This is a genomic window from Exiguobacterium sp. s39 (assembly GCF_018618925.1).
Lineage (GTDB): Bacteria > Bacillota > Bacilli > Exiguobacteriales > Exiguobacteriaceae > Exiguobacterium_A > Exiguobacterium_A abrahamii.
On the sequence record NZ_JACSNA010000001.1, the window covers coordinates 2,192,264 to 2,218,032 of the forward strand.

Annotated in this window: 31 protein-coding genes, 3 tRNA genes and 1 rRNA gene; 12 read left to right on the forward strand and 23 right to left on the reverse strand. The window is 48.6% G+C overall.

The window, feature by feature from the left end; all coding sequences use genetic code 11:
• Positions 1–72 precede the first annotated feature (72 nt).
• Positions 73–765, forward strand: a complete 693-nt coding sequence (locus KNQ11_RS11315; RefSeq protein ID WP_214771798.1) for a CPBP family intramembrane glutamic endopeptidase — start codon at positions 73–75, stop codon at positions 763–765.
• 42 nt (positions 766–807) lie between these two features.
• Positions 808–1,020: a DUF4305 domain-containing protein gene (locus KNQ11_RS11320; RefSeq protein ID WP_230088481.1), complete on the forward strand. Its 213-nt coding sequence runs from the start codon at positions 808–810 to the stop codon at positions 1,018–1,020.
• 42 nt (positions 1,021–1,062) lie between these two features.
• Here the strand turns inward: KNQ11_RS11320 and KNQ11_RS11325 are convergent, their stop codons facing one another.
• From KNQ11_RS11325 to KNQ11_RS11340, 4 genes are all read right to left on the reverse strand, one after another.
• The gene (locus KNQ11_RS11325; RefSeq protein ID WP_023469590.1) at positions 1,063–1,359 is read right to left on the reverse strand and encodes a DUF2089 family protein; all 297 of its coding nucleotides are present in this window, start codon (positions 1,357–1,359) and stop codon (positions 1,063–1,065) included.
• An 18-nt stretch (positions 1,360–1,377) separates the two neighbouring features.
• Entirely contained in the window at positions 1,378–1,665 is a 288-nt protein-coding gene (locus KNQ11_RS11330; protein ID WP_214724223.1) for a hypothetical protein, read from the reverse strand.
• Positions 1,666–1,846: 181 nt separating this feature from the next.
• Complete coding sequence (locus KNQ11_RS11335) at positions 1,847–3,142, reverse strand: cation:dicarboxylate symporter family transporter (RefSeq protein ID WP_214724225.1); 1,296 nt, start codon at positions 3,140–3,142, stop codon at positions 1,847–1,849.
• Positions 3,143–3,321: 179 nt separating this feature from the next.
• Positions 3,322–4,380 carry an NAD(P)/FAD-dependent oxidoreductase gene (locus KNQ11_RS11340; protein ID WP_029342814.1) on the reverse strand — a complete coding sequence of 353 codons (1,059 nt, stop codon included), beginning with the start codon at positions 4,378–4,380 and terminating at the stop codon, positions 3,322–3,324.
• A 184-nt stretch (positions 4,381–4,564) separates the two neighbouring features.
• Between KNQ11_RS11340 and KNQ11_RS11345 the strand changes: the two genes are divergently transcribed.
• The 4 genes from KNQ11_RS11345 (at position 4,565) to KNQ11_RS11360 (ending at position 8,355) form a co-directional block, all read left to right on the forward strand.
• On the forward strand, positions 4,565–5,356 hold the full coding sequence (locus tag KNQ11_RS11345) for an ABC transporter ATP-binding protein (protein WP_023469594.1): 792 nt from the start codon (positions 4,565–4,567) through the stop codon (positions 5,354–5,356).
• Between the two features lie 3 nt (positions 5,357–5,359).
• Positions 5,360–6,271: an iron-hydroxamate ABC transporter substrate-binding protein gene (locus KNQ11_RS11350; RefSeq protein ID WP_055969400.1), complete on the forward strand. Its 912-nt coding sequence runs from the start codon at positions 5,360–5,362 to the stop codon at positions 6,269–6,271.
• A 78-nt stretch (positions 6,272–6,349) separates the two neighbouring features.
• A complete protein-coding gene (locus KNQ11_RS11355; RefSeq protein ID WP_055969403.1) occupies positions 6,350–7,351 on the forward strand; it encodes a FecCD family ABC transporter permease in 1,002 nt (333 codons plus the stop codon).
• The gene (locus KNQ11_RS11360) at positions 7,348–8,355 is read left to right on the forward strand and encodes a FecCD family ABC transporter permease (RefSeq protein WP_149427961.1); all 1,008 of its coding nucleotides are present in this window, start codon (positions 7,348–7,350) and stop codon (positions 8,353–8,355) included. Before KNQ11_RS11355 ends, KNQ11_RS11360 begins: the two co-directional genes overlap by 4 nt.
• A 54-nt stretch (positions 8,356–8,409) precedes the next feature.
• Here the strand turns inward: KNQ11_RS11360 and KNQ11_RS11365 are convergent, their stop codons facing one another.
• From KNQ11_RS11365 to KNQ11_RS11405, 9 genes are all read right to left on the reverse strand, one after another.
• The gene (locus KNQ11_RS11365; RefSeq protein WP_149427962.1) at positions 8,410–8,877 is read right to left on the reverse strand and encodes a hypothetical protein; all 468 of its coding nucleotides are present in this window, start codon (positions 8,875–8,877) and stop codon (positions 8,410–8,412) included.
• Positions 8,844–9,353: a hypothetical protein gene (locus tag KNQ11_RS11370; protein ID WP_214724232.1), complete on the reverse strand. Its 510-nt coding sequence runs from the start codon at positions 9,351–9,353 to the stop codon at positions 8,844–8,846. Before KNQ11_RS11370 ends, KNQ11_RS11365 begins: the two co-directional genes overlap by 34 nt.
• Positions 9,354–9,366: 13 nt before the next feature.
• On the reverse strand, positions 9,367–9,819 hold the full coding sequence (locus KNQ11_RS11375; RefSeq protein ID WP_149427964.1) for a hypothetical protein: 453 nt from the start codon (positions 9,817–9,819) through the stop codon (positions 9,367–9,369).
• Positions 9,820–9,938: 119 nt separating this feature from the next.
• On the reverse strand, positions 9,939–10,097 hold the full coding sequence (locus tag KNQ11_RS11380) for a hypothetical protein (RefSeq protein ID WP_014971497.1): 159 nt from the start codon (positions 10,095–10,097) through the stop codon (positions 9,939–9,941).
• A gap of 127 nt (positions 10,098–10,224) precedes the next feature.
• Complete coding sequence (locus tag KNQ11_RS11385; protein ID WP_149427965.1) at positions 10,225–13,971, reverse strand: S8 family serine peptidase; 3,747 nt, start codon at positions 13,969–13,971, stop codon at positions 10,225–10,227.
• A gap of 224 nt (positions 13,972–14,195) precedes the next feature.
• A tRNA-Ala gene (locus KNQ11_RS11390) sits at positions 14,196–14,271 on the reverse strand.
• A 104-nt stretch (positions 14,272–14,375) separates the two neighbouring features.
• Positions 14,376–15,155, reverse strand: coding sequence for a twin-arginine translocase subunit TatC (tatC, locus tag KNQ11_RS11395; protein ID WP_149427966.1), 780 nt, complete (start codon positions 15,153–15,155; stop codon positions 14,376–14,378).
• Between the two features lie 7 nt (positions 15,156–15,162).
• Positions 15,163–15,360, reverse strand: a complete 198-nt coding sequence (locus KNQ11_RS11400; protein WP_029342825.1) for a twin-arginine translocase TatA/TatE family subunit — start codon at positions 15,358–15,360, stop codon at positions 15,163–15,165.
• Positions 15,360–16,019 carry a redox-sensing transcriptional repressor Rex gene (locus KNQ11_RS11405; RefSeq protein ID WP_023469604.1) on the reverse strand — a complete coding sequence of 220 codons (660 nt, stop codon included), beginning with the start codon at positions 16,017–16,019 and terminating at the stop codon, positions 15,360–15,362. Before KNQ11_RS11405 ends, KNQ11_RS11400 begins: the two co-directional genes overlap by 1 nt.
• Before the next feature lie 167 nt (positions 16,020–16,186).
• On the opposite strand from KNQ11_RS11405, the gene KNQ11_RS11410 reads away from it, so the two are divergent.
• Both KNQ11_RS11410 and KNQ11_RS11415 read left to right on the forward strand, forming a co-directional pair.
• On the forward strand, positions 16,187–18,088 hold the full coding sequence (locus tag KNQ11_RS11410; protein ID WP_029342826.1) for an ATP-binding cassette domain-containing protein: 1,902 nt from the start codon (positions 16,187–16,189) through the stop codon (positions 18,086–18,088).
• Complete coding sequence (locus KNQ11_RS11415; protein ID WP_064299193.1) at positions 18,088–18,510, forward strand: hypothetical protein; 423 nt, start codon at positions 18,088–18,090, stop codon at positions 18,508–18,510. The genes KNQ11_RS11410 and KNQ11_RS11415 overlap by 1 nt, the downstream gene beginning before the upstream one ends.
• Positions 18,511–18,641: 131 nt before the next feature.
• Here the strand turns inward: KNQ11_RS11415 and KNQ11_RS11420 are convergent, their stop codons facing one another.
• Both KNQ11_RS11420 and KNQ11_RS11425 read right to left on the reverse strand, forming a co-directional pair.
• The gene (locus KNQ11_RS11420) at positions 18,642–19,235 is read right to left on the reverse strand and encodes a flavin reductase family protein (RefSeq protein ID WP_149427967.1); all 594 of its coding nucleotides are present in this window, start codon (positions 19,233–19,235) and stop codon (positions 18,642–18,644) included.
• A gap of 19 nt (positions 19,236–19,254) precedes the next feature.
• Positions 19,255–19,653, reverse strand: coding sequence for a DoxX family protein (locus KNQ11_RS11425; RefSeq protein ID WP_149427968.1), 399 nt, complete (start codon positions 19,651–19,653; stop codon positions 19,255–19,257).
• Positions 19,654–19,836: 183 nt separating this feature from the next.
• Between KNQ11_RS11425 and KNQ11_RS11430 the strand changes: the two genes are divergently transcribed.
• From KNQ11_RS11430 to KNQ11_RS11440, 3 genes are all read left to right on the forward strand, one after another.
• The gene (locus KNQ11_RS11430; protein WP_023469609.1) at positions 19,837–20,157 is read left to right on the forward strand and encodes a winged helix-turn-helix transcriptional regulator; all 321 of its coding nucleotides are present in this window, start codon (positions 19,837–19,839) and stop codon (positions 20,155–20,157) included.
• Positions 20,158–20,262: 105 nt separating this feature from the next.
• Positions 20,263–20,718, forward strand: a complete 456-nt coding sequence (locus KNQ11_RS11435) for a flavodoxin (protein WP_214771801.1) — start codon at positions 20,263–20,265, stop codon at positions 20,716–20,718.
• 68 nt (positions 20,719–20,786) lie between these two features.
• Positions 20,787–21,446 (forward strand): haloacid dehalogenase type II, encoded by a 660-nt coding sequence (locus KNQ11_RS11440; protein WP_149427970.1) that lies wholly within the window; start codon positions 20,787–20,789, stop codon positions 21,444–21,446.
• A 47-nt stretch (positions 21,447–21,493) separates the two neighbouring features.
• Here the strand turns inward: KNQ11_RS11440 and KNQ11_RS11445 are convergent, their stop codons facing one another.
• From KNQ11_RS11445 to KNQ11_RS11475, 7 genes are all read right to left on the reverse strand, one after another.
• On the reverse strand, positions 21,494–22,063 hold the full coding sequence (locus KNQ11_RS11445) for a hypothetical protein (protein WP_058704191.1): 570 nt from the start codon (positions 22,061–22,063) through the stop codon (positions 21,494–21,496).
• A gap of 28 nt (positions 22,064–22,091) precedes the next feature.
• Entirely contained in the window at positions 22,092–23,099 is a 1,008-nt protein-coding gene (gene tsaD, locus KNQ11_RS11450) for a tRNA (adenosine(37)-N6)-threonylcarbamoyltransferase complex transferase subunit TsaD (protein WP_214724240.1), read from the reverse strand.
• A complete protein-coding gene (rimI, locus tag KNQ11_RS11455) occupies positions 23,096–23,551 on the reverse strand; it encodes a ribosomal protein S18-alanine N-acetyltransferase (RefSeq protein WP_214724242.1) in 456 nt (151 codons plus the stop codon). Before rimI ends, tsaD begins: the two co-directional genes overlap by 4 nt.
• Entirely contained in the window at positions 23,544–24,197 is a 654-nt protein-coding gene (gene tsaB / locus KNQ11_RS11460) for a tRNA (adenosine(37)-N6)-threonylcarbamoyltransferase complex dimerization subunit type 1 TsaB (RefSeq protein WP_214724244.1), read from the reverse strand. Before tsaB ends, rimI begins: the two co-directional genes overlap by 8 nt.
• Positions 24,194–24,643: a tRNA (adenosine(37)-N6)-threonylcarbamoyltransferase complex ATPase subunit type 1 TsaE gene (gene tsaE / locus KNQ11_RS11465; protein WP_023469616.1), complete on the reverse strand. Its 450-nt coding sequence runs from the start codon at positions 24,641–24,643 to the stop codon at positions 24,194–24,196. The genes tsaB and tsaE overlap by 4 nt, the downstream gene beginning before the upstream one ends.
• A gap of 119 nt (positions 24,644–24,762) precedes the next feature.
• Positions 24,763–24,839, reverse strand: a tRNA-Met gene (locus KNQ11_RS11470).
• A gap of 34 nt (positions 24,840–24,873) precedes the next feature.
• Positions 24,874–24,950: transfer RNA gene (locus KNQ11_RS11475), tRNA-Met, on the reverse strand.
• Positions 24,951–25,079: 129 nt separating this feature from the next.
• Here KNQ11_RS11475 and KNQ11_RS11480 point away from each other — a divergent pair.
• Positions 25,080–25,550 (forward strand): NUDIX hydrolase, encoded by a 471-nt coding sequence (locus tag KNQ11_RS11480; protein WP_214724246.1) that lies wholly within the window; start codon positions 25,080–25,082, stop codon positions 25,548–25,550.
• 121 nt (positions 25,551–25,671) lie between these two features.
• Here KNQ11_RS11480 and rrf read toward each other — a convergent pair.
• Positions 25,672–25,769, reverse strand: a 5S ribosomal RNA gene (gene rrf, locus KNQ11_RS11485); the annotation flags it as partial.

The window sequence follows — 25,769 nt, forward strand, 5'->3', positions numbered from 1 at the left end:
TCGTGCGCCAAGACCGTTTGTTTGTTACAATCGGGACAGTACCTTCATTACAAAGGAGTTGTGTCCTGTACGATGAAAAATCCAATCAGTCTGCCTTTTCTGATGGCGGAGAAGTGGCAAAAGCGTCACGTCATCCCAATCATCATCTATCTGATCGTCCAATTGGTTCCGGGTTCGTTCCAATATTTCTTTCCGAAAAACGTCATTGCTGACGTCGCCGGTTGGTGGCTTGCGATCGGCTTCACGGTCGCCGTCATCGTCTCCTACTACTGCTTGCGCCCCGATTGGCAGAAGTGGAAGGCAGAGGGACGTCAAACCGATCCGATGGATACGTTGAAATGGATCGGAATCGGGATCGTGCTCCTGTATGCGCTCTTGATCAGCGTCAACTTGATCGATGCCTGGATGGCAGGCGGGATCGAGAATGTCGCGAAATCGCAAAATACGGATCAGATCATCCAAGCGATCCAAGTCATCCCACTCCTGCAAGTCATGGTCGTCCTGCTTGGACCGATCATGGAAGAGTTCTTGTTCCGGCATATCATGTTCGGGAATCTCTCCTCGAAGCTCGGTTTCTTCTTCAGCTTCATCTTGACGGGTGCCTTGTTCGGACTGATTCACCAGGACAACAAATTTTTAATCTATGTCGCGATGAGTTTCGTCTTCTCGCTCGTCTTCGTCAAGACGCGCCGGATCATTGCTCCGATCGCCATCCATGTCTTTAACAACGGAATCGTCGTACTCGCCATCTACGCGATGTCTTAATTTACGAAAGGTCGTGTTTTCATGCGTCAAAGCTCGAACTTCATGGCAGTGTTCTATGCCATCTTCGGTATTCTCTTCATGTTCCTTGCTTACAACAACTCGGTCGAAGCAGGAACGGTCTTCAACTTCTGGACGATCCTGTTGACGTTGTTCGCCGCGATCGACTTCTACCGTCTCTACTTGATCTTCCGCTTCCGCGCAGCAGCAAAGAAGATGATCAAGAAGGAACAGGACAAAAAGAACGATAAGCAATAAAAAAAACGAGATTTCCGTCATACGGGAATCTCGTTTTTTGGTTTATTCTTTCGCTTGACCCTTGCGGTAGGAATCGATGATCGTCTTCGCCACATCGAGACTCAACCGTTCATCTAAGACTAAGTTCTTGATCATGTTGACGAATTCGACATCTTCCTGCTGCACCGAATCAATCCGCTCGATCAACTGGTTCAACTTCGCCCGGACGGTCGGGTAGGATACTTGATAAGCCGTTGCCATATCCTTCAATGAACCGGAGCTCAAGACGAACTTCCGGATGAACTCGAGATGTTCCTGTTCGAGTGCCAGTACCCAAGCGGGCACGTCTTGTCGTTCCATCGTGTTCCCTCACTTCTCTTACAAATCTTGAATCTCCATTCGTTCTTTTTCACGCTTCAGTTGCTTACGGCGCGTATCGACACCCATCTCAGCCATTGAGATCATCAAACATATACCGGCAAACGTTCCCATCCGAATCACCGATTTTCGATCCGCTGAGTGTGGTCCTGTTCCGAAATACCAGTAAATTCCGAGCCCAATGATGATGGCTGGAATGATGAGACTCCAGACTCTCCCGCGCCTTGCTAAGTAAAATTGTACGATACAGACTGTGACAATACCAATGACGATTCCTACCGTTTCCATCCTATCGCCTCTTCCTTATGATTATATCAACAATATTAACTTTATAATCAATAATATTCAATAAAATTTTAATTATAATCAAAAATAAGGGATTTTCTTTAATAACAATCGACTTTAATCTATTTTCAAGGACGAAAAAAAGAAGGACTGACGATTCAGTCCTTCCTTATATTTACGACAATCACGCACTGCGGACGTCGTCTTTTTTACCTTCTGTCGACATGAACGTCTCGAGTTGGTCTTCGTCAAGGACACCTTCCCACTTCGCGATGACGAGTGAAGCGAGCGTGTTTCCTGTGACGTTGACGACCGAGCGCATCATATCCATGATTCGGTCAATCCCCGCGATGAAGGCAAGTCCTTCTGCCGGGATACCAACCGTACCGAGTGTTGCGAGTAAAACGACGAATGAGACGCCAGGAACGGCAGCCATCCCTTTTGATGTCAGCATTAAGACGAAGACAAGCGTCAGCTGTGTTCCGATCGAGAGATCAATCCCGTACATCTGTGCGATGAACAAGGCTGCGAGCGCTTGATAAAGCGCAGATCCATCAAGGTTAAACGAATAACCCGTCGGTACGACGAAGCTAACGATTGATTTCGGAACACCCATCTTCTCGAGTTTTTCCATGATCCGTGGCAGTACCGTCTCAGACGACGCCGTCGAATACGTCAGCAATAACTCGTCCTTGAAGATGCGCGTGAAATCAGAAACGCGAATCCCGACCCATTTCATGATGGCACCGAAGACGATGACCATGAAAAGAAGCGCTGTGACGTATAATGTCGCAATCAGTTTAAACAATGAACCGAGCGATTCAATCCCGAACGTCGAGACCGTGACACCGATTAAAGCGAAGACACCAATCGGCGCGAATTTCATGACGATATTGACGAGATTGAACATCGCTGCTGCGACGCCTTCAAAGAAACGAACGACCGGTTGGCCCTTCTCTCCTGCAAAACCGACACCGAGTCCGAATAAGACCGAGAAGAAAATGATTGCAAGCATGTCACCGCGGACCATCGCGTCCAAGATATTCGTCGGGACGATGTTGACGATCTTGTCGACGAGTCCTGCGTCTTGTGTCGTCTCTTCCGTTTCGACATATGTCGAAATGTCCGTTTTATCGAGTGTCGACATGTTAATACCAGCACCCGGTTCAATGAGATTGGCTGCGAACAGCCCCGTGAAGATGGCGATCATCGTCACGATCGTGAAGTAACCGAGCGTTTTGACACCAAGACGTCCGAGACTTTTCGGACTACCGACTGATGAGACACCGAGGACGATCGTCGTGAAGACGATCGGAACGACGATCATTTTCATCATCCGGATAAAGATGTCACCGATTGGCTTAAGCCACTCCGCGACATGGGGATTCCCATAAAATACACCACCGACTGTGATCCCGAGAATCAAGCCGATTAAAATTTGCCAGGCAAGGCCAATTGGCTTACGTTTCGTAGTTGTCATACCCTTCCTCCTTATACATCCGTCTTACTTGTATCCTACATGTAGTGGAACATAAGTAGAATTTTGTCCTAAATACAGTACGTTGTCAAATCGTTCTGTTATAGTACAAAAATGAAATTCATACAAAAAAACGTCCAAAATCCGCTTGTTTCCAAGCATTTTGGACGTTTAAACATTATTCAAGATTGTTGATTAACGCGTTCCTCAATCAACGCCCGATTGCGTTTTTTGAAAACTTCGTTGTGTGACGAGACCATCGCCACTTTTGGCGCTTCCGGCTCGATGAAGCGTTTCGCCCGGTTGACGGCGTTCGCCGCATCTTGGAAGGCACCTGAGATCAAGTGGACCTTCCCGTCGTGCGAAAGAATATCTCCGGCAGCATATAGACCCGGTACACTCGACTCGCTCGCCGCGTTCCCTGCGATATAGAAGTCATCGACCCGTGCGATATCGAGATCACACGCGTCAAGCAGTGCTGCATCCTGTTCATACCCATGATTGATGATGACTTCATCAATTGGAATCTCGACGATTTCGTCTGTTTGACAGTCGATCAATTCGACTGATGCGATCCGTTGATGATCAGGACTTGCGATCAGCTTGTGAATCGTCGTGTTGAGGAGACAGACAGCCGAACTTTTGACGAGCTGGTCGACTTGCGCCTCGTGCCCCGAGAAACAATCCCGGCGATACGTGACGTAGACTTTTTTTGCGACCGGTTCGAGCTCGTTCGCCCAGTCGATCGCAGAGTTCCCACCACCTGAGACGATGACGGTCTTTCCTTTAAAGCGTTCAATCGATTTGACCGTATAGTTCAAGTTCGACACTTCAAAGCGTTCCGCACCTTCGACTTTTAATTTTTGTGGATTGAGGATGCCGCCGCCTACCGCGACGATGACCGTCTTCGAATAATGGATCCGACCCGATTCTGCTTCTAAGACGAAGTTGCCGAAGACGTCTTTTGCGATCGAGATGATCTTTTCATTCAATTGAACAGTCGGTTGGAACGTCAGTCCTTGTTCGACGAGTTGAGCCATGAGTTTTTCACCAGTGATCGGTGGCTGTCCGCCGACGTCCCAGATCATCTTTTCCGGATAAACGTGCAATTTTCCTCCGAGTTCTGCTTGATACTCGATCAATTTCGTCTTCATGCCCCGAAGACCACTATAGAACGTCGAATATAACCCTGCAGGTCCTCCGCCGATGATCGTTACGTCGAACAACTCCTGTTCCCTCATCTCACTCACTCCTCGTCTTTGATTACGATTGATTATCATTCTCACTCCCTCATGATAACGTGAACATCTCTTGAACACAAGAAAAAATGTTGACAGCGTTTTTATAGGACTGGTATGGTTAATGAGACGATAGTGATAATCATTATCATTGAAAACGGAGAGAACAACGAAGGAGTCGTCGCGTATGGTACGTCTAGCAACAGAAGAAATCAATATCGGCTACGGTGATCGTCCCATCGTCAAAGACTTGTCCGTCCAAATTCCCGATCGACAAATCACGACAATCATTGGGGCGAACGGATGTGGCAAATCGACTTTATTGAAAGCGATGACACGAATCATTCCTCATCAATCAGGACGTGCATTGCTCGATGGTCTCGATATCGCCAAGGAAAGCACGAAGCTACTTGCCCGGAAAATGGCTATTCTGCCACAAACTCCAGAGAGCGCAAGTGGTCTGACGGTCGCAGAGCTCGTCTCATACGGTCGTTTCCCGTACCAAAAAGGATTCGGACGCTTGACGAAACACGATTACGAGATCATCGATTGGGCACTCGAAGCAACGGATACGATGGCATTCAAACATCGTCCCGTCGATGCGCTGTCGGGTGGTCAACGTCAACGGGTCTGGATTGCGATGGCACTCGCCCAAGAGACGGACATCATCTTCCTCGATGAACCGACGACTTATCTTGATCTCGCCCACCAACTCGAGGTGCTCGAACTGCTTGAGCATCTCAACCGGACCGAAGGACGGACGATCGTCATGGTCCTGCATGATTTGAATCAAGCGGCACGGTTCGCCGACTATATCATCGCCATGAAAAACGGCGAAGTCGTCAAAGCCGGGACGTGTGAGGAAGTCATCGCAAAAGACGTCTTACAAGAAGTATTCCATATCGATGCTGAAATCGGACGCGATCCGCGGACGAACAAGCCGATGTGTATCACCTACAACTTAATCAAGGGAGATTGAATCATGAAGAAACTACTTTTACCGGTTCTACTCATTCTCACGCTCGTCATCGCAGCGTGTGGCAATACGGAGAAAAAAGACGACGCAGCGTCTGGGTCGAAAAACGAGACGATTACGTACAAATCGGAGAACGGTGACATTAAAGTTCCGGCTAATCCAAAACGTGTCGTTGTCCTCGCTGGTTTTGCCGGCAATGTCATGGCACTCGACGTACCTGTCGTTGGTGTCGATTCGTGGTCAAAAGCGAATCCGAAGTTCGACAAACTCAAAGATGTCACGGAAGTATCGGAAGAGAACGTTGAAAAAATCATCGAACTCGAACCCGATTTGATCATCGGCTACTCAACAACGAAAAACCTCGATAAAATTAAAAAGATTGCTCCGACAGTTACGTACACATACGGAAAAGTCGACTACTTGACGCAACACATCGAAATCGGTAAATTGCTCAACAAAGAGCAAGAAGCACGCGACTGGGTCAAAGACTTCAAAACACGCGCTGCTGCTGCAGGTAAAGACATCAAAGCAAAAATCGGTGAAGATGCTACTGTGTCTGTCATCGAAAGCTTCGATAAACAACTCTACGTCTTCGGCGATAACTGGGGTCGTGGAACAGAGATTCTCTATCAGGAAATGAAATTGAAAATGCCGGATAAAGTCACGAAGATGGCATTAAAAGATGGATACTACGCGTTGTCACCAGAAGTCCTTCCTGAATACGCAGGCGACTACCTCGTCTTCAGTAAGAGTGCGGAAGCGGACAACTCATTCACGAAAACGGATACGTTCAAGAACATTCCAGCCGTCAAAAACGATCGTGTCTTCGAAGTCGATTCGAAGGAGTTCTACTTCAACGATCCGCTCACACTCGAACGTCAACTCGAGTTCTTCAAGAAAAGTTTCCTTGGCGCATAATGAATAAGGGAGGGAACCTGCGGGATCCCTCCCTTTTTTTGTGGCTCACTCACTAAATCAGAAATGGAGGCGACATTCATGTCAGCTGGTCGAATTCCGTTCGGCATTAAAATCACACTCGGTCTCGTCCTCTTTTTCGGGATGTTCTGGATCGCGATGACGTTCGGTGCCGCCGATACGACAACGCGCGAAGTCTGGAACGCTTTGACGTTCGGACCGTTGAATGAAAAAGCAAAAATCGTCCAGGAAATCCGCTTGCCACGGGAACTGGCAGCAATCCTTGTTGGAGCGGCACTCGGTGTCTCAGGTGCCATCATGCAAGCGATGACACGCAATCCCCTCGCCGATCCTGGTCTACTCGGTCTGACAGCGGGTGCAAATGCGGCACTCGCGCTCGTCATCGTCCTGTTCCCGAAAATTGACTACTTCGGCATCATGATCGCGTGTTTCGTCGGAGCAGCACTCGGGGCAGCACTTGTCTTTGGAATCGGCGCTTCGAAAAAAGGCGGCTTTTCCCCGCTCCGGATCGTCCTTGCCGGTTCCGCGATCTCAGCGTTTCTGTATGCGATTGCGGAAGGCATCGGGATTTACTTCAAGATTGCTCAAGATGTTTCACAATGGACGTCCGGGGGACTCGTCGGGTCGACATGGGGACAACTGCAAGTCATCGCGCCAGTCATCGCCATTGGAATCGTGATTGCGTTCATTTTCTCACGACAATTGACGATTCTCAGTCTATCGGAAGAAGTCGCACTCGGTCTCGGACAGAACATCCAGCGGATCAAAGCGGTCCTCTACGTCGTCGTCATCCTGCTTGCTGGCGCTGCCGTAGCCCTCGTCGGTAATATGGCATTCATCGGGCTGATGATTCCGCATATCGTCCGTGCGATCGTCGGGACGGACTATCGATTCATCCTGCCGATGACTGCGATCTTTGGTGCGACGTTCATGTTGCTTGCCGATACGATCGGACGGACACTGTACGCGCCCTATGAAACGCCAGTCATCGCAATCGTCTCGATGCTCGGGCTACCATTCTTCCTCTTAATCGTTCGGAAAGGAGGGCGTGCTTTCTCATGATGGAATCTCGTTTACGCCGTCGCCAGCAACTGACGTTTTGGACGTTACTGGCACTATTGATCGCAACACTCGTCGTCAGCATCGGTCTTGGACCTGCTTCTCTCTCGTACGATCGTTTACTGCCGACGTTACTTGGAAACGGATCGTTCAAAGAGGAGTTCGTCCTCTATTCGCTCCGCTTACCCCGACTGCTCATCACCGTCATGGCAGGAATGGCGCTCGCCTTATCGGGTGCAATCCTTCAAGGGATCACCCGCAATGAACTCGCTGATCCTGGTATCATCGGCATCAATACGGGAGCTGGCGTCGCCGTCGCCTTTTTCTTCCTGTACTTCCCGACCGATGTCGGGTCGTTCATCTATCTGTTACCGATTGCTGCCTTCTTCGGTGCACTCGTCACCGCGACAGCGATCTACCTGTTCTCGTACGACCGCGTCCAAGGACTCCAGCCGATCCGCTTGATTTTGACCGGTGTCGGCTTCTCGATGGCACTGTCTGGAATCATGGTCATCCTGATTTCATCGACGCGTCGTGAAAAGGTCGACTTCATCGCCAAATGGCTCGCCGGTAACATTTGGGGAACAGACTGGATCTTCGTCTACTCGCTGTTACCGTGGTTACTCGTCTTGATTCCGCTCACGTTCTATAAAGCGAATAAGCTCAATCTGCTTGCCTTGAATGAACCGGTCGCGATCGGTGTCGGTGTCGCGATTGAAAAAGAACGGATCCAACTCTTGTTGACAGCCGTCGCGCTTGCCGCTGCTGCCGTCTCTGTCACCGGTGGGATTTCCTTCATCGGTCTGATGGCGCCGCATATCGCCCGCGCGCTCGTTGGACCACGGCATCAATTCTTCCTGCCAATTGCCCTCTTGCTCGGCGGCTGGTTGCTTGCGTTCGCTGATACGATCGGGCGCAACATCGCGGGACCAGACGGTGTACCGGCTGGGATCGTCGTCGCCTTGATTGGAGCACCATACTTCATCTATCTCCTGTTGAAGAAATAATCAAAAATCCGCATCAATCAGCGTCTTTTGCTGAATGGATGCGGATTTTTTGCTTTACCGTTTCCACCACGCACGTTCGATTTCTCCCATCGAGACGTACGCGGGATCGATTTGTTTGGCTAACCGGTTTAGTCGAGTGACACCTAGACTGACTCCACCAACCCAAAAGAGGAAGATGCCAAATAAATAACCAGAGGCACTTGGAGTCGACTGCATAACAAAGTAAATCAGCCCCGCTACGACATAACCAATGATTGTCAGACGAGCGACCTTTTGAACCGTTTGTTGATAGATAGTCGGTGTTAAATACGACTTCATGAGCCGTAGCCGAACAATTTCTCGAGCGACTGCCGTCGCGCAAAAACAAGAGAGCATGATTGGGAGAAAGACAGATGCAATTGACGTCATAAACCAAGCAAATACTGCACAAATTAATCCAGGAATCAAAAAGAAATAGGCGACGACACGCACCGGACGTTTCATTACATTCAGACGTGCTTGTCGCTCGAATAGGTGTTCCATTTCGATGTTCCTTTCTGTCTGACGAAGCGGGCTACTTCTCCGTCACTGATATAATCGGGATCACGCGCTCCGTCGCGTCGGATGATCCATTCGCTGATGAAATAGAGCGGTGTTAAAATCGTAAAAATTGCCACAAGCATCTGCCAGAACGGTCCCTCGATCGTCTGGGTGATGACGATCGTTAAGATCGCATACAGCAGGACGTGACTACCAATGCGTAGTAAAAATTGGCGACGGACCTGCGCTTTTGAGATATATCCGTCTAAAATTTTTCGTTTTTTTAGTTGGTAGCGAAAATCAGAGCCGAGAAAAAGGGCTGGAATCGTCAAAATCAACAAGGGGATATCGGTCCACTCGATCAGGATACCAACTGTTATGAATAAGAGCACGTTCCAGTACCAGCGTGTGCCGAGCCACTCGACATCCCGGTACGCGAGCGCAAGTTTTTGTAGACGTTCTTCACGAGCCGTTTGCATAGTACCTTCTCCTTTAGCGCGCTTTGTGAATTTCTTTTTCCGTGATATACGTTGGATCAATCTTTCGTGAGATGAACTCTAACGTTTTTCGACAGATCCAGTAGAACGGAATGACGATGATGATCAGACCGAGCAAAAAAGACGTGTTCGGTCGATCGGCTGCCCAGACAATTAGACCGGCAAGCGCTCCGTATTGTAAGATACCGATCAACACATGCACGTGATAAAGCCGTCTTGCAGAAGTCTCTGATGTATATTCCGCAACAAGCGCGAACCGCTTGCGTTGTACGAACATATCGTAGCCAAAATACAATAACGGGACGATCATCGCGTAGATCGGTTTCTCGAGTGTGTTACTGAGCGCTAAGAATGCCGCAAGCATGACCCACATGCCGGTCTGTGTCTTTTGGTGCATCTCTTTGTATAGCGCCGCTAAGGCATCCGTTTGTGTATGTACGTGTTCCATGATCATCCACCTCTCTATACTGTTATATACTTACATTTTACTGGATCGGTTTCATCTGTAGTACGAATTTCAAAAAAAAAGATGTCCTACCGCTTAGGGTAAGACATCTTCCATGAAGACTACGCACTGACCTGGATGATCAGATAGATGACGCTATAGGCAACGATCGCGAGCGGTATCATCGCGACACCGATCAGCCAGCCGTTTTTGTCGCGGATACCGAGATATAAGACGAGACACCCTACAATGAAGGCGATTAAGGTCGTGAACGGATTCATGGTTGTTCCCCCTCTGACTTGTTTCTGTTCTTAAAATTCCCCCTCTTCTCGTCTCATAAACCCTTCAAGGCGCTTCGGCACGCAAGAAAAGCCAGACGGATTTCCGCCTGGCTTCATCTTTTGTTTCTTATTTTTTCGTGATGACGACTGTTTTCGTAACAACGTGTCCACCGAGGTCCTTCAGTTTCAAGTTGTACGTGTTTTTCCCCTTCTTGAGCGTCACTTTTTTCGTGATTGTCTTTTTGAAGGCTTTCATCTCGTACGGCTCTTTGAACGTCCGGCGGTATTCCGCGCTACCGTTGAAGTCAAAGCGTAATTCGCTGTAGTTATCGCGAAGAACGATCTTCATCTCAGCTGTTTTTGTTTTGCTTGAAACGGTTTTTGGTGCTGTGACGCGAATCGTCGGTAATTCTGTGTCGATGATGACTTGACGACTGAACGCCACACGGTTTCCTTTACCATCGTACGCTTCGACCTTGAATGACTTGACGCCATCCGTCGTATACGTCACGTCGTGGCTGAACGCATAGTTTTGTTGGGCCGCATCGAAGCGAAGTTTGACAGATTTACCATTGATTTTGAACGATTTGATGCCTGATTCATCAGAGACGTGACCTGCGATGTTGATGACTTTTGATGTCGCAAGACCAAGTGCGACTGGTGTATCGATTTGAACGTTCGGTACCGCTTTATCGACACCTGTCGTGTTGACGTCTTTTTTCACACTGTTTCCTGCATAATCCTTCACGACGAAGGCAATCTTCGCGCGCTCTGGAAGATCCGTCAACGTGTACGCTTTTTCTGTTGCAGCAAGCGGTTGTTTCAAGACACTCTTACCATTGACGAGAATATCGTATGACGCGACACCTGTTCCTTGGTCACCTGCTGTCCACGAGAGCGTTGATTTCGACGCATCCCACTTCACAGTTGCAGCTGGTTTTTTCGTATCGATATAGACTGGGAAGAGATTCGACTGCCATTTTGCATTCGGATAATCGATCACGGATTTGACTTTGTAGTAGTAAAGACCATCCTTGACCGGTTTCCCGTTGATCGTTCCGTCCCAAGCAGCGCTTGTGACTGGTGTGTATCCGTCCTCTGAACCGCTATCGTAGTAGTTCTTGACGACGTCCGTTTGCGTATCGAGCTTCTGAAGCGTTGCTTTATTCCGGTCAAGAATCGAGTACTCGACTTTTTTCGCATTACGGAGGAACGAGATGATCGGGAAGGCTTCATCTGCGCTACCATCGTTGTTTGGTGAGAACGAAACTTTGTTCGCGACGACATCTCCAGCAGCGTTTGCGCCAAGGAATTCGAAGTTATCCTTCACTTCTGTCGCTAGACCTGTCAAACCATAGAACGTGTTGTCTTCATCGTACAATGGTGCGTCTAGAATCGGAGCTTGATCCCATTTTCCTTTAAAGCCAACGTAAGGAACCGTCAATTCTGGATTCTTACTCTTCGTATCGATCAGACGGACGAATCCTTCGACGAAGTAGCCGTTCTCAAAGACTTGTTCGAGCGGAAGTTCGTTTGCCCAGTCCGTTGTATCCTTCAGATCGACCGATACACTGACTTTCGTTGAGCTCTTCGGATTAATCGAGACCGAACTTGCTTTCTTCGAGCCAACTGCGAATGAGATCGGATATGTGCCTTTGTTTGCATCCACTGTACCGATCGTTCCCTTTTTAAAGATGCCGTTTGCTTCGAGGAAGTTCGATCCTTCTGCACCGAGATCCGATTGAACCGTTCCGGCTAACTTATATGTCACTTTTTCACTGCTGTAGTTTTTCAAATCAAGCGTGAACGTGAACTTCTCGCCGACTTCCTTCAAGGATGCCTTACCTTCACCCGACTTCGTCTCTGTGACGACGACTGGTGTCTTCATGGCAGCACGAAGATCCATCAATCCAGCTCCCTCACGACGTGGGGAGTAGAAGTTGCCTGTTTTTAGCTGCGCATTGTATTTTCCTTGATCGAGTTGCGGACGCGACGTGTTCATCAAGATGTTCTTCGCGAGCTTAACGCGTGTCGCACCATCGACTTTAAAGTCCTTCGCGATCCGTTGCATGACGAGTGCCGTTCCACCAGCAACGTGTGGTGCCGCCATCGATGTTCCACTCATGACACCATACTCATTATCGTTGAGCGTTGAGTAGATTTTTCCACCTGGTGCCGTGATTTCTGGCTTGAAGTCAAGGCTTGGTGTGACACCCCAAGACGTGAAGTCAGACATTTGTCCTGCGACCGGGTTATCGGCTGAGACTGCTTTTCCGTCGAACGTGACAGCGATTGCCTTGCCCTCTTTTGCTTTTGCTTCAAGATCGTTTCCGTCTGCGATGCTAAGCGTGACGAGTGGAATCGTCGGATTGTTGAGCGCCATGCTGACGTAATCCCCATGATCGACTCGACCGCGGACGATGACACCTGCTGCCCCTTGCTTCTCAGCTTCTGCTTGGATCATACCGTAGTTGAAACCACCGTTACGCACGACGAAGACGACTTTCCCTTTGACGTCTTTGCCTTCGTAGTTCGAAGCTTGACCGTCACCGACATAGACGACATCCTTCTTCTCTTTATCGAAGACAGCAATCGGATTCGGTGAATCTTGTTTTTGGTATGCCAAATAACCAGCATCCTGACCGTCAATCGTCAGCGCCATGCCTTCGAGTGTCAATTTCGTATTTTCGAGTGATGCGACTTGGAGTGCTTGGCTCGTTAAACCTGGGGCACCGACGACACCGATATCCGGGTTCGCTGTGTACGGGTTACCTGCACCATGACCTGCGAATGCCGAGTTACCAGCAGAAATCGCACACAAGATACCGTTGTTCATCGCGTTGACGATTGCGCGTTGTTCTGGATCATCTGCATTGACGAACGATGCCGTCGATCCGAGACTCATGTTGATGACATCGGCTCCGAGTGCAATCGCATCATCGATCGCTTTAATGTAGATATCGCTGAATGTCGATGGCATTCCTGGATCGTTTCCGAAGACTTTCATCGCGAGGAGTTGTGTTTCCGGAGCGACCCCTTTGATGCCGCCGTTTGCTTCATCGCCGTTTGCTCCGACCGTACCCGCGACGTGCATCCCGTGCATCGATGCGCCCGCACCTAAATCACGGATTTCGCTATCGTGATCGGCATAGTTATAGCCGTACGGTACTTTTTCCGTGAAGTATTTTCCTTTTAAACCTTTTGTTTCTTTCGCACTATCGACTTTCGAAGAAGTCAAATCGATCTTCGTCTCAGGGCTCAAGACCATGTCCTTATGCGATGGATCGATTCCCGTATCGATGACGGCAACGATTGTTCCTTCCCCTTTAAAACCATAGTCCTGCCATGTTTCCTTCGCATTGACCATGTCCTTGCTGTACAGCATGTCTGGCTTTGCACCTTTAGCAACTTCCGGACGCGCGTATTCATGGGCGATATGTACGCTCTTGACTCCGTTGAGTTTTTTAATGTCTTCGATATCGCCGAACTTAACTTCACCACTGAATCCGTTGATGACGGTCGTGAAGCTCTCCTTATATGTAACGGGAATTGATTTTTTAGCGATGGCTGACTTGACCGATTTTTGGACGCTGACGAGGCGATCTTTGATCGACTCTTTTTCGGCATTGCTCAATGTGCTATACCGCTTGTTTTGAGCCTGGGCGATTTGAATCGCCGGCTTCTCTTCCATCTCGATGACGACACGGACTTTATCCGATTGTTTGTAGTTCTTCTCTTGCCCCGATTTCTTCAGCGAGAGCGCTTGCGGTTTTTGACCCGTTGCTTTGTCTTGCGACGACAGTGCACCTTGCGCACTGACTAGATTGGAAGACGTCATTAAGACGGCTGCCATAAGTGCAATCTTCTTCTTCATGCGTTCGTTTTCCCCTTTTCTGTAAAACCATAGTAGTACTACTGATAAAACAGTTAAACGAAAATTCTGTATATTTAGTTTAATGAATTTAATGGAAATAAACAATTTATATTTGTCTATTTTTTTAATTTATTTGTTTTACATGACATTTTATATTTGTAAGGAATTTAACTGGGAGTAAAATAAAAACTCCTCGACGCTTCGAGGAGTTAGATATTTGGTATTGGTGGAGACTATCGGGATCGAACCGACGACCTTTTGGCTGCCAGCCAAACGCTCTCCCAGCTGAGCTAAGCCCCCATGAATTATCTTTAGTATACGCATCACTAACTGCTTTATCAATATAAAAAGAACGCTTTCATAAAAAAGAATCCCTTCCAAAATCGTCGGAAGGAATTCACGATTCATTTATTCAATTCACGCATCAAGTCCGCCTGTCGTTCAAGCTCTGCCTGTTGCTCGAGGATCAAGACCTTTTTGTACGTCCGCGCAGAAATCAAGATGCTGATCTCATAGAGAACGAACAATGGCACCGAGATCATCAAGTGTGACGTCACATCCGGCGGTGCGATCAATGCCGCAACGACGAACAGCACAAAGTACGCATATTTCCGATTCTTTCGCATGAAATATGGCGTCACGAGACCAAGACGCGTCAGGAACATCGTCACGACCGGCAATTGGAACAGAAGACCGAACGGCATCGTCAATCGGATTAAGAAACTGAAGTAGTTCTCGACTCCAATGACTTGTTCGATTCCGAGCTCTTTCCCGAGATCTGTTGAGACTTCAAGCAAGAAGGGAAGCAACCAGAAATACGAGAAGGCTACGCCAGCCAAAAATAGAAAGAAGATGACCGGAATATACGTCAATGTCGCTTTTTGCTCCTTGTCATAAAGTCCTGGTCGGACGAATGCCCAGAGTTGATACATCCAGAACGGTGACGCTAAAATCAGCGCAATGATGAACGCAAGATTCAAATACAACATTAAAGGATCGGCGACGTTGAAGGCATTCAAACCGATGCCGAGCTCTTTTAAGTCCGCTTGCAAGAAGCGAACGAGCGGTCGGACGAGCGGAAATGCGACAGCGAACAGGACGACGACGATGATAAGCGACCAGACGATCCGCTTGCGCAGTTCGTCAAGGTGCGACGTCATGCTTTGCTCTTGATCAACCGTCATGATTCAATCACTTCTCTTTCGGTTCGTCCTTTTTATCGTCGTCCATGATGCCGTTCGTGGCATTCTTGAACTCTTTCAATGTCTGACCCGCAGCGCGTCCGAATTCTGGTAACTTCTTCGGTCCGAAGATGATCAACGCGACGACCGCGATTAATCCGATGCTCGCTGGTCCGATACCTAGTGTGAGCGGGATAAGGTTTTCCATTATGATTTCACTCCTTCAGCTGATTGCGAATAATGCTTCATGAAATAAACTAACGACTGCAACTCGATCGATAAATCGATGTGATGGACCCGGACGCTCGCTGGCACGTTCAACCGCGCTGGCGTAAAGTTCAGGATGCCTGTCACACCATACTCGACTAACTCATCCGCTACTGACTGTGCGAACTGCGATGGAACCGTCAAGATGGCAACATCGACCTGATTCGCTTCGATTTGTTCTTTCATGTCCGAAACATGATAGATTGGAACGTCATGCGTCGTTGTTCCGACCTTCTCTTCGTCCGCATCAAACGCAACGACTATCCGAGTACTATTATTCTTTAAAAAGTTATAATTTGCAAACGCTGTTCCGAGATGACCGACCCCGATTAAGGCAACATTCGTCACCTCATCTTGATTCAAGGTTTTGCGGAAAAACGTTAAGAGATGTTGAACGTTATACCCATACCCCTTCTTCCCTAATGCCCCAAAGTAGGAAAAATCGCGACGAATCGTTGCTGAATCAACCTTCACCGCCTCGCTTAACTCAGCAGAAGAGACGCGGAGCTTGCCTGAATTGTATAAACTTTGGATGAAGCGATAATATAGCGGCAACCGTTTTGCTGTCGCTTGTGGAATTTTTGTGTCTGGTCCATTCATCCTGCAGTTCCCCCTTCGGCCACATCCATCGTGGCACCCAAATCTTTGCAAAAAGCTTTCTACTCTCCTTGATTGTAAACCACTTCACATAGAGTCACAAATAATATATTCCGCAGGACCTTGCGCTTTTGTTCGTGATAGACTAAAGGGTGGAAGGATGGATGGAAATGATACTCTTACAAGTCAATCAACTCTCGAAATCATTCGGCGTCGAGCCGATTTTAGAAAATATCAAACTGGAAGTACAAGAGCGAGATCGGATTGCGCTCGTCGGACGAAACGGTGCCGGTAAATCGACCTTGCTCAAAATCATCGCTGGTGAACTCAGTCATGACTCGGGCGACATCATGAAAGGCAAGGATGTCAAAATCGGTTATCTCGCGCAAGACAGTGGTCTCGAATCGAATGAGACGATCTGGAACGAGATGCTGACCGTCTTCGAACATCTCCAGGAACAAGAACGAACACTGCGCCGGATGGAAATCGAAATGGGCATGGAGCATATCTTGAACGACCCGGTCGCTTACGATCGTCTCTTGAAGACGTACGATCAAGCGCAACACGACTTCTCAGAAGCCGGTGGTTATCAGTTCGAAGCGAATATCCGCTCCGTTTTGCACGGCATGCGCTTTTATCCGGATGATTACTCGCGCCGGATTCAGACATTATCTGGTGGTCAACGGACACGGCTTGCCTTAGCAAAGATGCTCCTGCAAGCACCAGAGCTCCTCATTCTCGATGAGCCGACCAACCACCTCGATATCGATACGCTTGCTTGGCTTGAAAGCTACCTCGGTGGTTATCGTGGTGCCGTCCTGATCGTCTCGCACGACCGGTACTTCCTCGACCAAGTCGTCAATGTCGTCTACGAACTGTCGCGCAATGTCTGTCGTAAGTTCACGGGGAACTATACGAAGTACTTGGAGCAAAAAGCGGCCTTATACGATCAGGAAATGAAGCAGTTTGAACAGCAGCAAGAAGAGATCGCGAAGATGCAGGACTTCATTCAACGGAACATCGCCCGGGCGACGACGACAAAACGTGCCCAAAGTGTCCGGAAGCGGCTCGAGAAGGTCGACCGGCTCGACCGACCAGATGGGGATGAGCGTAGCACGGTCCTGTCCTTCCCGATTGAAAAACAGAGCGGGAACGACGTTCTTCAAGTCAATCAACTGGCGATCGGTTACGAAGAAGCTGTCTCAAAAGACATCACGTTCCGCTTGCAACGCGGTGAATCGCTGGCACTCGTCGGACCGAATGGAATCGGAAAGTCGACGCTCCTGAAAGTCCTCGTCGGCCGCTTACGCCCCCTCTTCGGTGATTTCCGTTTCGGAACCGGCGTCTCGATCGGATATTACGATCAAGAGCAGGCGGAACTCAATGATCGGAACCGTGTCATCGATGAGATTTGGAACGAATGGCCACTGATGCGTGAACAAGAAGTCCGGTCCGTACTCGGGCAATTCCTATTTAGCGGTGACGATGTCTTCAAGATTGTTCATGAGTTATCCGGTGGCGAACGCGGACGTCTCGCGCTCGCGAAACTGAAACTCCGGAAGACGAACGTCCTCGTCCTCGATGAGCCGACGAACCACTTGGATCTGGATTCGAAGATGGTCCTTGAAAACGCGCTCGTCGACTACGAAGGTACGCTGCTATTCGTCTCCCACGACCGTTACTTCATTGACCGGATCGCGACCCGCGTCATCGAGATGAGTGAAGCCGGCGTGACGGAATACCTCGGTGATTATTCGTACTACACGGAGAAGAAGGCGGAGCAAGAAGAGATTGCGCGTCTTGAAGCCGAGGAAGCAAAAGCCGCAAAGGTCACGGCGTCGAAGACGATCGACAAGGAAGCACAGAAAGAAGAACGCAAGCGCCGTCAGCAGATCGAGCAACTCGAACAAGACATCGAGCGGCTCGAACAGCGTTCGGCAGAAATTGAACAATTGCTCTGTGAACCGGAAGTCTTCAACGATATTCCGAAAGCGACAGCTCTTTCAGCAGAACGTGACCAAATTGATGTCGATCTACTCGAATTGATGGAACGATGGGAGAACCAACACTGATGCGGACGAAAAGCTTTTTCATTAACTTGATTCAAGGACTGCTATCCGGCATCCTTTATTTCGTACCGATGTATGCAGACTACGTGTCCACCTTCATCCGGCCGGATGCTTTTAATGCCGCGCTTCCTTTGTTCCTCCTGATTTCTTGTATGATCGGTCTCGTCATCCAGACATGGAGCGGTCTTTTCGTCAGTTTACTCTCGGGATTATGCTGTACGCTCCTGACGACACAGCTATTCGTCGAACTCAATGACCCGTTGATCCTATCGTATTACGGTAGTGTCTCACCGCTCACCGCTTTCTTGATAAGCTGTGTCGGCATTTGGGCACTCGCAATCGTCTTTTATTTGCTCGATGGCTATCAGTACAGTAAACGTCATGGTCTTGAAGCCTCTTCAAACGAAATCGATCCGCAACCTTGAAGTCCGATCGATGAATCAGATGAACGACATGAGAAAAAGGAGTGGAGATTCCGGTAGCTAGACCGGTCTCTCCACTCCTTTTCGTTTGAATCAAAACGAATCGTACGATGAATCAAGCATTCACGCTTCTATCATTTTGTCGGTCGGGCAATCGTAAACGTCTTCCCGATCGTCGCATAATCATTCCCTGCTAAACGAGCGACAGCCTTCAAGCCTGCTGCGTCAATCCGGAACGAATCGACGAGTTCATCCGCGACGTGATAACGCAGTACTTCCCCAATCAGAAGATCGGCACCTTCTAGCTCGACGTATTGCGTCAAGCGCATCTCGAAGCGGATTTTCGCTTCGGCGATTCCGGGTACTTCGATCGCGTCACTATCGACGAGCGTCAAATCCGTCCGCTCAAGCTCACTTTCACCGTAAGCAAGTGGCGCTGCTGTCTCATTGACTGCGTCGACGATCTCTTCGCTGACGATATGGATGACATAACTTTGTTTCGCCAAGATGTTACGTGCCGTATCCTTCTGACCCTGATCCGTCCGTTGTACGGCAATCACCAGTTGTGGTGGACTGCTTGAAGCGACCGTAAAGAAGGAAAACGGTGCGGCGTTGACCGTCCCGTCTTCTCCTTGCGTTGTCACGAAAGCAATCGGACGCGGAATGATGCTTCCGATCAGTAATTTATAATTGTCTTTTGCGCTAAGCGTTGATGCCTCGAACTTCATGAATGACCCACCTTTTTCTTCACCCGATGAGTGCAGCGAGTGAATAGTCTCCAGCACCGATCATAGCTACACCAAGCGCGATGACGATCAATGCCATGTTGTATTCGTACCCGTTCTGCGTCACCCAGTAACCATTCGCACCGTGTACTTTAACGATCGCGACAAGCATCGATCCAATGATGAGGAGTGCTGCGATCCAGAGGAATACGCCTCCTGCAAACAACAAGCCGCCGATCAATTCAGCAAGACCTGCTGTAATCGCGAGTGTCTTCCCTGGCTTCATGCCGATTGATTCGAACCAACCGCCTGTTCCAGCGATTCCGTGTCCGCCGAACCAACCAAATAATTTTTGTGTCCCGTGTGCAGCGAACGTTAAGCCGATGATTAAACGAATAATTAAAAGTCCTGTATCCATCATTGCTCTCTTCTCCTTTTACCTAATGTATTTTAGTTACTTTAAGTAACTCAATAAACAGACTATATCTTATCACTTACTAAAAGTAAATAGATTTGTTTTAGTTCAAGACGTTACATTAAGTAAAATGATTCGATTTTTTTAGCAGAAGCGGGTATACTACAACTATAGAAAGGATGAGTGCTGATGGAAGAAGTCGCAATCCAACCGGCTCTTTGTCCCAAAGTCGAACATGCCTTTGAAATCTTAGGTAAGAAATGGACGGGTCTGATCTTACGTCACTTGTTGACGAAGACATGTCGTTTCAATGAGATTCAAGATGCCATTCCCGAATTATCAGGTCGTATGCTCACGGAACGTATGAAGGAGCTCGAAGCGGAAGGCATCGTCATCCGGACTGTCATTCCCGATCGTCCGATTAAGATTCAATACAGTTTGACCGACAAAGGGCGCCAACTCGAACCGGTCATTCGTTCCATTGAGGAATGGGCCGAACTACAAGACTAATGTATAGAAAAGCATCTTCTTTGGAAGGTGCTTTTTTATATGCCCTTTGACATTGATAATCATTATCAATTAAAGTAGAGAAGTACAGTGAAAGGAGGAAGATGCATGCATATCGCGATTGGATTCGTCAGCATGTCCGGTAATACGGAAGATATCGTCTCGCTCATTCAACATGAACTCGAGCAACACGATGTCGACGTGACGATCACGGAACTAGATCAATTCGTCGGGGAGGACTTATCACGTTTTGATGGTCTATTACTCGGCTCATATACATGGGGAGACGGTGATTTACCGTATGAAGCAGAAGACTTCGTCGAGGAGCTACGGGAACAATCCTTAGACGGGATACCGGCTGCTGCTTTTGGTTCGGGGGATCTTGATTATCCGAAGTACTGCGCAGCGGTTGATTTGATTGAAGACGCGTTAAAAGAAGCTGGGGCGACCCTCGTCACGGATGGCTTGAAGATTGAGTTTGATCCGAATACCCCGGAGAAACAGGCCGCTTGCCGCGCATTCGCACAGACGTTTCATCGCTTTTTACGACAGGTTCATTCTTGAGTGTCGTTTGAATCCGTACTGTAAGGGAATCGTTAAAACAGACTCTATGAAAGTGAGATGAATGTTTTATGACGATTCAAGCACTTGTCTTTGACGTCTACGGTACATTATTCGATGTCCATTCCGTCAAAGAAAAAGCCGAAGAACTTTACCCGGGTCACGGAGAAGCGATCAGCAAACGCTGGCGGGAGAAACAACTGGAGTACTCTTTCCTCCGACAATTGAACGGACAGTATGTGCCGTTCAGCCAAGTGACACAAGATGCTCTCCGCTATACGTTACTCGAACTGAAGCTCCATGTGACCGAGGAACAAATCACGACCTTAATGGAGACGTACCTGACGCTTAATGTATATCCCGAAGTTAGCTCCGTTCTCGAGACGATGGCGGACAAGCGCCTAGTCGTCTTCTCGAATGGTTCCCATGATATGCTCGATCCGCTGATTGAGCAGTCAGGCTTAGCCGATCGGTTCGAACATCTCGTCAGTGTCGATGATATCAAACAGTATAAGCCAGCACCTGCATCCTATATGCATGCCTTAAACACGCTCGGTCTAAAACGCGAGGAAATCCTCTTCATGTCCTCGAACGGTTGGGACATCACCGGGGCGAAGAGTTTCGGCTTCAAAACGGCATGGATCAATCGAAATGGACTTCCGGTCGAGGAATTGAATCTCGATCCCGATCGTATCTATGATGACTTGACGGGTATCACTGAATGGCAATGAACGAACAACAGCGGACTCCTATTTAGGAATCCGCTGTTTTCATGGATTTAGTAATTAGACAAACGTGAGTAACCCTTCTTGAATAGATCGAGTTTCAGACCGCCTTCTTTTTCGATGAAGAAGAGGTATTCGTTTTGATCCGTATCCTTATAGAAGACCTTAAATAACGTCAACGTCCGTTTTTTATTGTTCTCGACAGCCGTCACCTCATGCTTTGAGATGACCTCGGCTTGGACTTGTTCTGCATCCATCTTTTGAATCATTGGTTCGAATGACTTCTTTTCTTGATCCGTCACTGGTGTTCCGGAAGCAATCATGAAATAATCATCACTCGCCTTGTTCGTTAAACCATACTTCCGATCGACGATGACGACGTTACTGAGCTTACCATTGACTGTCTGATCAAAAGCATATAACTTTTGAATCCGGGTCTTTTCCCCTTCTGCTCGTCCGATTTCGTAAAGTGGACGTTGTTTCGTATTCGTCTCGACCGCTTTTTTATCGGGTACGAGTTCTTCCTTATAGGCGACTTGGTATGCGTTGACGATTTCTCGGATCTGAAGTCCGATCGCGACGATGACCAGTACCGCTAACAATGCGATGATGACTTTTTTCATTCCATTTCCCCCAAGTTGTTCGGATTCCTTACTTTAAATCTAGCCCAGGTTCTGCGTTCATGGCAAGTGTCGAATAGCGTAACGCGCGATACGGATGAATCGCAGCCGCTCCGATCATCGCTGCATTGTCTCCACACAGGTGCATCGGCGGAATGACGAGATCGATTCCTTCCTTCGCACACGCTGCTTCGAGACCTTGGCGTAATCCTTTGTTGGCAGCGACGCCACCAGCAAGCAGTAATTGACGTCCCCCTTTATCCTTCACGGCACGGACCGCCTTCGTCACGAGTACCTCGACGACGCTCGCTTGGAAACTCGCAGCTAAATCTTCCGGGATGATCGTTTCTCCCCGTTGTTCGGCGTTATGCACAGCATTGATGACTGCTGACTTCAAACCGCTGAAGCTAAAGTCATACGAATCCTTTTCGAGCCAGACACGTGGAAAATGGAACGTATCCTGACCAGTCTGTGCCAACTGGTCGATTCGTGGACCACCTGGATACGGTAACTTCAACGTCCGAGCAACTTTATCATATGCTTCCCCGGCGGCGTCATCCCGTGTTTCACCAATGACTTCATATACACCGTCTTCCGGCATGTAGATCAGTTCCGTGTGCCCACCTGATGCAATCAAACAGACGAGCGGAAACTCAAGCTCTTGCACGAGACGATTCGCATAGATATGACCTGCGATATGATGAACACCGATCAATGGTTTATTGTGAGCAAAGGCGAGTGCCTTCGCTGCGCTGACACCAACGAGCAGTGCTCCAACGAGTCCAGGTCCTTCCGTGACGGCGATCGCATCGATATCGTCGATCGTGACGTTTGCTTCCGTCAAAGCATCATCGATGACGTATGTGATCCGTTCAACGTGATGGCGTGAAGCCACTTCAGGCACGACGCCACCGAATCGTTTATGACTTTCGATTTGAGACGAGACGACGTTCGATAAGACGTCGATTCCTCCACGGACGACGGCAGCTGCCGTTTCGTCGCAACTCGATTCAATTGCTAGAATCAATGGTTGTGTCATAGGTCTTCTCCCTCCAGCTCCAGCCAGTAGATGGCAGCATCTTCATTGTTATCTTGATAATATCGTTTTCGGACACCGACATACTGAAATCCGAGTTTTTCATATAAAGTCCGCGCTGGTGTGTTCGAGACACGTACTTCGAGTGTCATCGCCCGCAAACTAAGCGCACGACCGACGGCGATCAATGCCGTTAGCAGATCTTCCCCGAACCCTTGTCCGCGATGCGACTGCTTGACGGCAATATTCGTAATATGTCCTTCATCCGCGATATGCCACAGACCAGCAAACCCAACGATACCATCTTGATCGGCAACGACATAATAGGCATTCGGATTTTGTGTCATTTCCGCTTCGAAGGCATCTAGCGTCCACGGTGTCGCAAACGATTCGAGTTCAACCGCATGAACACCTGCAGCGTCCTGTACGGTCATCCGACGAATGCCCTTACTCATGACGCTGTGCCTCAATCCATTTCGCCTCTGCTTCAGCTAGACGCAGGTATCGTGGTTCGAACGCATGCGCTTCGACCGTCTGGCGTGTTGCACCGAGTAAAGCGAGTACACCGGCACGTGGAGTCCGGAAAGCAGGAGCCGCCTTTTCAAATGGCTGAAGAATCTCTTCGAACGCATCGACGTCTCCTGTGACGAGCGTATCTGGCGGTAACGTCTTCACAAAAGAAGCGATCTCGACATGCTGTTCTTCACCGATTCGTTTCCCGGCGTCGTACACTCCGACAAACCCTGCTCCACGCCGCGCATCTTGAATTGCTGCGACACGTCCCGTATGACCTGTCGAAGCCGCCATCAGTTCAAGTGTCGAGATGGCAACGAGCTCGATGCCCAGTGTATAGGCGAGCGTCTTCGCTGTCGTCGCTCCAATCCGTAATCCGGTATAAGAACCAGGACCGTCAGCAACGACGACACGTGTCAGTTGAGCCGGTGTCCATTTTGCTTCCACCATCAAGCGCTCAAGCAACGGCATGAGTTTCGTCGCATGATTCAAGAACGTGACATAAGAAGCTTCTGCTACGATCTGTTTCCCGTCTGAAAGAGCAACCGATAATTGTTTCGTCGATGTATCAATAGCTACGATTTTCATGATTTCAATCCCTCACATAATGTAATGTATCGTTCTCCGATCGGCGTCAGCTCAAAACGTCGACTATCATCACCCGTTCGCGTGATCGTGATTGCCAAACGTTCAGGTGGGAGGCTGTCCGCGATCAATTCAGACCACTCGACGACGGCGACGCCTTCACCGTTCAAATATTCTTCAAGTCCGATATCATCACCGGAACCTTCCAAGCGATAGACATCCATGTGATAAAGAGGAAGACGTCCCGTATAGACTTTCATGATCGTAAAGGTAGGGCTGTTGACGTGACGCGTCACACCTAACCCTTTCGCAAAGCTTTGCGTAAAGGTCGTTTTCCCAGCACCTAAATCCCCATCGAGCGTAATGACCATTCCCGCTTCAGCACGTCGTCCGAGTTCAAGGGCCAAGGCAGTCGTTTCTTCCAAGCTGTTCATTTCCAGTTCTATCATACGATGTCTCCTCCTTTAATACGTACTGTTCGTCCTTCTCTATTGTACCGAACGAAAAAGGCAAAAAAAAATACGAAACGCTGAACGTTTCGTAGTAAAGTTGAAGTTAAGTTTAAAATTGGTTGCGGGGGCCGGATTTGAACCGACGACCTTTGGGTTATGAGCCCAACGAGCTACCAGACTGCTCCACCCCGCGACGATAAACGTTTCGGATTTGATTATTTAAAAATTGGTTGCGGGGGCCGGATTTGAACCGACGACCTTTGGGTTATGAGCCCAACGAGCTACCAGACTGCTCCACCCCGCGATGATATAACGTTTCGACAGATATTAATATAACATGCGTCTTTTAAATTGGCAAGTCTTTTTGCCTTATTTCTTTTTACTAACTGTCATAATGAATATTCTTCTATACTGATACGAAAGGAGTGAGCAGATGGGATACTTATTAGATTTACGAAAGATCGTAGGCAACCGACCGTTGATCAGCGTGGGTGCGACCGTACTCGTCATGAATTCACAACATGAACTGCTATTTCAATATCGTTCGGATACACACAGTTGGGGACTCCCCGGTGGTTCGATGGAACCAGGTGAGACACTTGAAGAAGTTGCGATGCGCGAGTTGCAGGAAGAAACCGGACTTCAAGCACGCAGCGTTCAGCTGCTAGACGTCTTCTCGGGTCCTGATTACTTCTTCCGTTATCCAAATGGCGATCAAACCTACAGTGTGATCCATCTCTTTCAAGCAAAAGACGTATCGGGTACCTTACAAATGACGGACGGAGAGAGTCTCGACTTACAGTATTTCTCCCTGAATCAATTACCAACACCTCTTGAAGCACGTGCTGCAGCACTCTTACGCCAAGTCACGCCTCGTCTTCTTAGCACAACCCCTTCTTTTTAATCTAGATGCTTCGCTTAAACTGACGTGATGGCGGATTGACGTCCATTCGTCAGTTTTTTTTCTTTCTTATCTAAAAGGACTACACAAAAAGACCGACCTGCAATCTGCAGATCGGTCAAGTGCCTGGCAACGTCCTATCCTCACAGGGGGAAGCCCCCAACTACTTTCGGCGTTCAAGTGCTTAACTTCCGTGTTCGGCATGGGAACGGGTGTGACCAC